General features: G+C 40.2%; 9 protein-coding genes. 8 read left to right on the top strand and 1 reads right to left on the bottom strand.

What is annotated here, in order from left to right; translation table 11 throughout:
* Positions 1-70: 70 nt before the first annotated feature.
* Positions 71-1,069 (bottom strand): NAD(P)/FAD-dependent oxidoreductase, encoded by a 999-nt coding sequence (locus BABA_RS25550; protein WP_007088178.1) that lies wholly within the window; start codon positions 1,067-1,069, stop codon positions 71-73.
* A gap of 455 nt (positions 1,070-1,524) precedes the next feature.
* Between BABA_RS25550 and BABA_RS25545 the strand changes: the two genes are divergently transcribed.
* The 8 genes from BABA_RS25545 to BABA_RS25515 all read left to right on the top strand — a co-directional run bounded on the left by BABA_RS25545 (position 1,525) and on the right by BABA_RS25515 (position 7,152).
* Positions 1,525-2,742, top strand: a complete 1,218-nt coding sequence (locus BABA_RS25545) for an NAD(P)/FAD-dependent oxidoreductase (protein ID WP_007088177.1) — start codon at positions 1,525-1,527, stop codon at positions 2,740-2,742.
* 220 nt (positions 2,743-2,962) lie between these two features.
* Positions 2,963-3,088: a YuiA family protein gene (locus BABA_RS27640; RefSeq protein ID WP_162138390.1), complete on the top strand. Its 126-nt coding sequence runs from the start codon at positions 2,963-2,965 to the stop codon at positions 3,086-3,088.
* A gap of 131 nt (positions 3,089-3,219) precedes the next feature.
* Entirely contained in the window at positions 3,220-3,543 is a 324-nt protein-coding gene (locus tag BABA_RS25540) for a YuiB family protein (protein ID WP_007088176.1), read from the top strand.
* Between the two features lie 94 nt (positions 3,544-3,637).
* Entirely contained in the window at positions 3,638-4,249 is a 612-nt protein-coding gene (locus tag BABA_RS25535) for a 3D domain-containing protein (RefSeq protein WP_007088175.1), read from the top strand.
* 69 nt (positions 4,250-4,318) lie between these two features.
* Positions 4,319-4,699, top strand: coding sequence for a DUF309 domain-containing protein (locus BABA_RS25530; RefSeq protein WP_040347573.1), 381 nt, complete (start codon positions 4,319-4,321; stop codon positions 4,697-4,699).
* 63 nt (positions 4,700-4,762) lie between these two features.
* Complete coding sequence (locus BABA_RS25525) at positions 4,763-6,271, top strand: leucyl aminopeptidase (RefSeq protein ID WP_007088173.1); 1,509 nt, start codon at positions 4,763-4,765, stop codon at positions 6,269-6,271.
* Between the two features lie 138 nt (positions 6,272-6,409).
* Entirely contained in the window at positions 6,410-6,649 is a 240-nt protein-coding gene (locus BABA_RS25520; RefSeq protein WP_007088172.1) for a hypothetical protein, read from the top strand.
* 119 nt (positions 6,650-6,768) lie between these two features.
* Positions 6,769-7,152: a hotdog fold thioesterase gene (locus BABA_RS25515; RefSeq protein ID WP_007088171.1), complete on the top strand. Its 384-nt coding sequence runs from the start codon at positions 6,769-6,771 to the stop codon at positions 7,150-7,152.
* Positions 7,153-7,177 lie beyond the last annotated feature (25 nt).

Below are 7,177 nucleotides of genomic sequence, written 5' to 3'. Positions count from 1 at the left end.
TAAAGAGCAACCTTCTCGCCGGCTCGTCTTATGCCTGTCGCCCCTGAGCAAGGCGCTTCCGCTTTTCTTATTATTTATTGAACATAGAAGAACTGTGTAATGGCTGTACTTTTGCTTTTGGATCGATAAAGGATTTCGCGTTGTTAACTGCCGTTGGTGCCTCACCAAATCCACAGGCAATTAATTTTACTTTTCCATCATAGGTACAAATATCTCCCGCTGCATAAATCCCTGGTGTATTCGTTTCCATTTTTGAATTCACGACAATGGAATTCTTTTCGATTTCAAGACCCCATTCTTTAATCGGGCCAAGCGAAGAAACAAATCCATAGTTACAGATGACAGCATCGACATCAATCGTTACCTTTTCTTCACCGTTTACCGTTTCGAGCACAACTTGCTTAATTCCGTTTTCATCCCCAATTAACTCAAGCGGAACATAAGGCGTCTTCACATCAACCTTGGAGCTATACAAGTTTTCGACGCTATGTTCATGGGCGCGGAATTTATCACGACGGTGAACAATTGTTACTTTTTCGGCAATTGGCTCTAGCATTAATGCCCAGTCAACTGCAGAATCCCCGCCGCCAAACACGACTACCTTTTGACCAGCAAATTGGTTTAAGTCTTCAATAAAATAATAAAGATTTTTCTTTTCATATTGTACAGCACTATCAAGTTCCAAACGACGTGGTTGGAATGCACCGTTTCCGGCAGTGATAATAATCGTTTTAGAATAGTGAACTTCGCTATTCGTGGTTAATTTAAAAGTCCCATCATCCAGCTTTTCTAATTTTTCAACCGATTGCTCAAGTGCAACAGTTGGATCGAATTTAGCCATCTGATCTTTTAAATTATTTATCAATTCTTGTGCGCGGATTTTTGGAAAACCAGCAACATCATAAATGTATTTTTCAGGATAAAGGGCAGACAATTGACCGCCGAGCTGTGGCAAGCTTTCAATGATTTTAACCGAAGCTTGTCTCATTCCTCCGTAAAATGCAGTAAACAGACCGGTAGGGCCGCCGCCTATGATTGTAATATCATAAATTTTTTGATTTTCTTGCACTCCGAATCCCCCCAACTAGTAGTAACAACTCCATTCACTATAATAGCATAAATTAAAAAATCGTCCCATCTTTATGTCAAATATTCTGACTGGGAAAAAATTTCTGTAATATTAAAGTGTAAATTTCCAATAATCTTTGTTAAATAATTTCTATAAATCGCTTGAAAATAGTGTGAAAGTAGCATAAGATGTAATGTGGATATATTGTTAATATTTTGTGACAAAAATAGTACATTTTTATGAATGACTGGGGAGTACAACCTTCTAATTGCTCATCAATATACAAATTCTCTGTCATTCCCTGTGTGCTTCGGATTCAGTTCTTTTTCTTTATCTATATTCGTGAATTATATCACATACATTTTTCCGTAAAGCAAAATAAAAATGGATGAAGCAGTGGAAGATAAGAAAAAGAGGATTTATTCAAATATATTATAAAGGTGGAAGTGATCACGTTGAGAAAGCCTAAAATTGTTATTCTCGGTGCAGGTTACGGCGGGCTACTAACAACAGTTCGTTTGCAAAAATTAATCGGAGTTAATGAAGCGGATATTGTATTAGTGAATAAAAATGATTACCATTACGAAACAACATGGTTACATGAGGCTTCTGCAGGTACATTGCATCACGATAAAGTTCGTTATGATGTTAGTAACGTTATTGACCGCAGCAAGGTTGATTTTGTTCAAGATACAGTAGTTGAAATTAATAAAGACGAAAAGAAAGTGATTTTGGAAAAAGGGGAAGTCAATTATGACTACCTTGTCATCGCTCTTGGCGGTGAACCAGAAACATTCGGCATTAAAGGGTTAAAAGAATATGCGTTTGGCATTACCAATGTTAATTCTTCCCGTCAATTGCGTGAGCATATTGAATACCAATTTGCCACATATAACATGGAAGCGGAAAAGAATGACAATCGTTTGTCCATTGTTGTTGGTGGCGCAGGTTTTACTGGAATTGAGTTTCTTGGTGAATTAACAAACCGCATTCCGGAACTTTGCCATGAGTACGATGTTGATTTCCAAAAGGTAAAAATTACTTGTGTGGAAGCTGCTCCAACTGTATTACCTGGCTTTGATCCAGAATTAGTGAACTATGCGGTTTCGACGCTTGAGCGTAAGGGCGTGGAGTTTTTAATTGGTACTGCTATTAAGGAAGCCACTCCTGGTGCGATTCTTGTTGGAAAAGGCGACGAAGAACCGTATGAAATTAAGGCTGAGACAGTTGTTTGGGCAGCTGGTGTTCGTGGAAATGCGATCATTGAAAAATCCGGTTTCGAAGCAATGCGCGGTCGTGTCAAGGTAAATCCTGATCTTCGTGCTCCTGGATTTGATAATGTCTTCATTATTGGCGACAGTTCGCTTGTAATTAATGAAGAAATCAATCGTCCATATCCGCCAACAGCGCAAATTGCGATGCAGCAGGGTGAGCTTGTGGCTCGTAATATAGGTGCCCTAATCCGAAACAAGACGGATCTTGAGACTTTTAGTTTTGATAATAAAGGTACGGTTTGCTCACTTGGTGAAGATGACGCCATTGGTGTTGTTTTTGGTAAAAAATTGACTGGTGCGAAAGCGTCATTTATGAAAAAAGTAGTCGATAATCGCGCCCTTTATATGATTGGCGGCGCAGGATTAGTCTTGAAAAAAGGCAAATTTAACGTTTTTTAAACTGAATGGTTCGCAAAAAAGACAAGGACAACATCCTGTCTTTTTTTGTTTATTATTTTCTTAATCTTTCGAAAATTTAAGTAACACTTCGAAAATGAAAGAAAACTTAGAATGTATACGTTTTCTCTTCGGAATTTGCGGGAATTTAGCTCTTTTCTTTTTCCCGAATCCTTGCTATATTATCAGAATATTAAGTTAATTTTTGAAGGGGATGAAGTGAATGACAGTGAAGAGTGTGGATACAAAAAGTTGTGAATACTGTTCTGGAAACGGCTATTTTCAATTGGTACTTGGAGGTTCGGAAACTTGCGCATGCTGCGGTGGAACAGGGAAGAAAAAAGAATAGAAAGTTATTGAGAATGCTTCTCCGAATTGATTTGGGAGGAGCTATTTTTTTGCTTCAATAAAGCATCTTTTATTGACTCCCTTTTCGACATTCAGTACACTAAATGTTGATGTATAAAGGGGGAATCTCGGGTGCAAATGAGCATCGTTGTTTTAATCATATCCATTGTGCTATTTTTTGTCTTATTTTTTGGAATTGGATTTATCCTAAATATGCTCCTTAGAATGTCATGGGTAATGGCCGTCGTTTACCCGATTGTCGCCATTTTTATCGTAGATAAAGTTAGCTTTAGCGAGTATTTTACCAATAGCGGTGCAGCCTTTCAAGACCTTGGGAAAAGGTTCAGTTCATTAGCAACCGCCGATATTCTAATTTTAGTTAGTGGACTAGCTGGAGCAATCGCCGCCGGGTTTACGATTAAATTGTTACGGAAAAACGGGTATCAAATGTTTTAAGACTTTTACCTTTAGGTAGGAGTCTTTTTTTATCCTCTTTTGTATAATTCCTTTCACAATGGGAATGAATATTTTGGAGGAGTGAAAAAATTCAATGAGTAAAACGAAAAATTGGATCAAGCGCTTTGCCATGTCAGTTCTTTTTATTATGGCATTAGGAGCGACTTTCCAATCTATTTCCGGCGTAAGTGCAAAAACACTGATCATTCAATTTGCTTCGGCCATCTCGTCAAGTAAAGAAGTTTCTGGAACAACACAGCCATTGTTGGAGGATGCGTTTGATTGGTCAAAATACCCTAAACATACAGTTACTGCGACAGGATATACAGCCGGTTTTGAATCAACTGGAAAAAGGCAAAACCATCCTGAATACGGGATTACGTTCTCGGGTGTAAAAGTAAAACGCGATTTATTTTCGACAATAGCAGCCGATTTAACCGTATTTCCGATTGGAACCATTCTCTTTATTCCAGGCTATGGATACGGAGTGGTTGCTGATAAGGGAGGCGCCATCAAGGGTAACGAATTAGACCTTTATTATGAAACCGTTGAAGATGTTTACGAACACTGGGGCAAAAAGCAGGTTGATGTCTACGTGGTTCAAAATGGAAATGGAAAGATCACAGAGGAGCAATTGCAGGCATTAAACGAAGATAAAACACTGCAGGTATTTCGCCAACAATATATTAGTTCAGAAAAAAGATAAAAGCAGGCATACAGCCTGTTTTTTTACTTTATAATTGGAGGAAACGTAAGCATAGGGGGTTCCGTTTTGCTGAATGACTACCCAATGGAGTACTATGAATTTTTTGTTTCATTCAATGAAGGAGATTATTACACATGCCACGACTTACTTGAAGAAATGTGGATGACGGAAAAGGATAATTTATTTTTAAAAGGGTTATTGCAGATGAGTGTCGCCATTTACCATTATGAATACGGGAATGTGAAGGGCGCACGAGTGATGATGCAAACGGCACATGATTATTTGCAAGCCTACCGTCCTAAGTTCTGGGGACTGGATTTAGAAAAGGTCTATCCATTTATCGAAGAATGCCTAGCAATTTTTCCGAAAAATATTGATCGAATTCCCTTTGAACAAGTTGAAAAGCTGCCAAGGCTGCCTCATTTATTGCTGTACATGGAGGAAGTTTAGAAAGTCGAAATATTTTATTTTTTTCGATATACTATAGAAGAAAAACACGAAGGTGGTGCAAACATGTTTCATGTAAAAAAAGAATGGGATCTTTCAGCGCAACATGAGGGCTTAATCATCGGTTTATTTGATAAGCCGGAAAAATTCTCCGGATTGCTGGCTGCACTTGATGCCAAGTTTGACGGTCAATTGACGGAGCTAGTTAAATCGGGTGATATCTCAGCTAAGATAAAAAATGTTAGTAAAGTACATAGCTTTGGAAAAATAGGGGCAAAACGGATTTGGTTTGTCGGTCTTGGCAAGGAAAAGGAATTATCCTTTGAAAAACTAAAAGAGGCATTCGGCAAGCTTTTTAAGGAAGTGAAGGCAAGTAAGCAAGAAGAAACAGCTATATATTTAGATTCTTTCACTTCAGCAGAATTGGATGGCTTAGACGCAGCACACGCACTTGGTGAAGCATTTACGCTTGCAACCTACCAATTTGATGGCTATAAGCAAAAATCGAATGAGCCAGAGAAAAGACTTGAAAATATTTCAGTTTATAGTGAGGCCTTCGATGTAGAGGATGTTCAAGTATCACTAACGGTTGGCTATGCTTTTGGTAAGGGAACGAATTCGGCTAGAACCCTAGTGAATATTCCAGGAAACTTACTTACGGCAACGGATATGGCTAATTATGCAGCCGAGTTGGCTGCAAAGTATGACTTCGAAGTTGAAATTCTCGATAAAGCAGAAATTGAAAAGCTCGGTATGGGGGCGCTGCTTGCTGTAAACCAGGGGTCTCTTGAGCCGCCAAAGATGATTGTCCTGAAATATCAAGGCAAAGATGAATGGACGGATGTCATCGGATTAGTAGGGAAGGGTATTACCTTTGATACGGGCGGTTATTCGATTAAAACAAAAGCCGGGATTGTTGGCATGAAGACGGATATGGGTGGAGCAGCAGCTGTTCTTGGTGCCATGGAAATCATTGGTGAAATCAGACCGGAGCAAAACGTGGTCGCTGTCATCCCATCAACAGACAATATGATTAGTGGCGGCGCATTTAAGCCGGATGACGTGATTACATCGATGAGCGGGAAAACAATTGAAGTGTTAAATACCGATGCCGAAGGACGTCTCGTACTAGCTGATGCCGTAACCTATGCAAAGCATCATGGGGCAAATTATTTAGTCGATGTAGCGACCTTAACTGGCGGGGTGATTACCGCGCTTGGACTTCATACGACTGGTGCCATGACAAATCATGAAACATTATATGAACAAGTCCTTGGTGCAGCAGTGGAAGCAGGGGAACAGATGTGGCTCTTGCCATTGTTTGAGACGGAGAAAGAACGAGTAAGAAACAGTAAAGTAGCAGACTTGAATAATTCACCGGGCAGTGAGGGACATGCCCTTGTAGCCGGTGCCTTTATTGGCGAATTTGCTGAAGGTACTCCGTGGGTACATTTAGATATTGCTGGAACTGCCACCTCTTCTAAGGCATACAACCTTGGCCCGGCGGGTGCAACAGGGGTTATGACACGGACACTGGCATTGTTTGTAGAACGTTTTGAACCAATTGAAAAATAAAAATCAGAAAGCCTTCGGACTGGTTCGGAGGCTTTTTAACGTGGCGAAATGTCTAGCTCCAGTGCCCACTCCAAACCTGCCCTTCTCGCATATGAAATAGTGTAGGCAAGTATCGTAGAAAAAAGGAGGTAGTATGGTATGTACCCTTATCAAAGCCCGTATCTATATCGAAATCAATACCAATACCCGGTACAAGATCAACGATTTATAGGTTTTGGCTGGCCATTAGCGATAGGTGGGCTTGGCTTTTTAGGCGGTTTAATTGGCGGCGGATTGGCTGGCGGATTTGTGGCAAGCCGCCCGTTTTATGGTGGCTATCCACCTATGGGATATCCCGCAATGGGATACCCGCCAATGGGTTATCCGGGATACTATTAACAACGAAGTAAAAAACAGCTCTAGTGGCTGTTTTTTTTACTAACAAGATAAATAAAGGAAATCTTATAAGAGTGGAGAATAGGATAAGGGGGAAGCAGAATACATAACGGAGGGATGAAATGGTCAAAGATACATTATTAGAGTCACTGGGGATTGAGATTACCCATTTGGAAAAAGGGAAAGTTATTGCCACGATGCCAGTGGATGAACGGACGAAACAACCGATGGGATTGCTGCATGGCGGTGCTTCTGTTGCATTAGCCGAAACGGTTGCAAGTGTTGGCGCCTATGAATTGGTGGATAAAGAAACGCAAGCTGTGGCAGGATTAGAAATTAATGCAAACCATGTTCGTCCAACGACAGAAGGGATGGTCACGGCAGTGGGAACCGTCCTGCATCAAGGAAAATCAACAATGGTGTGGGATATTAAGATCACTGATGGCCAAGACCGACTCATTTGTGTATCAAGATGTACAATGGCGGTTATGAAACTAAGAAATTGAACTAGCCACCACTTAACATCCCTTA

The sequence above is a fragment of the Neobacillus bataviensis LMG 21833 genome (genome assembly GCF_000307875.1).
GTDB classification, from domain to species: domain Bacteria; phylum Bacillota; class Bacilli; order Bacillales; family Cytobacillaceae; genus Neobacillus; species Neobacillus bataviensis.
This window is presented reverse-complemented; position numbering and strand designations above follow the sequence as displayed.

Excerpts from the sequence above, each read along its gene's own strand:
- BABA_RS27640 (WP_162138390.1), top strand. The coding sequence starts at position 2,963 with ATGACAGTGAAGAGTGTGGATACAAAAAGTTGTGAATACTGTTCTGGA.
- BABA_RS25535 (WP_007088175.1), top strand. The coding sequence starts at position 3,638 with ATGAGTAAAACGAAAAATTGGATCAAGCGCTTTGCCATGTCAGTTCTT.
- BABA_RS25525 (WP_007088173.1), top strand. The coding sequence starts at position 4,763 with ATGTTTCATGTAAAAAAAGAATGGGATCTTTCAGCGCAACATGAGGGC.
- BABA_RS25520 (WP_007088172.1), top strand. The coding sequence starts at position 6,410 with ATGTACCCTTATCAAAGCCCGTATCTATATCGAAATCAATACCAATAC.
- BABA_RS25515 (WP_007088171.1), top strand. The coding sequence starts at position 6,769 with ATGGTCAAAGATACATTATTAGAGTCACTGGGGATTGAGATTACCCAT.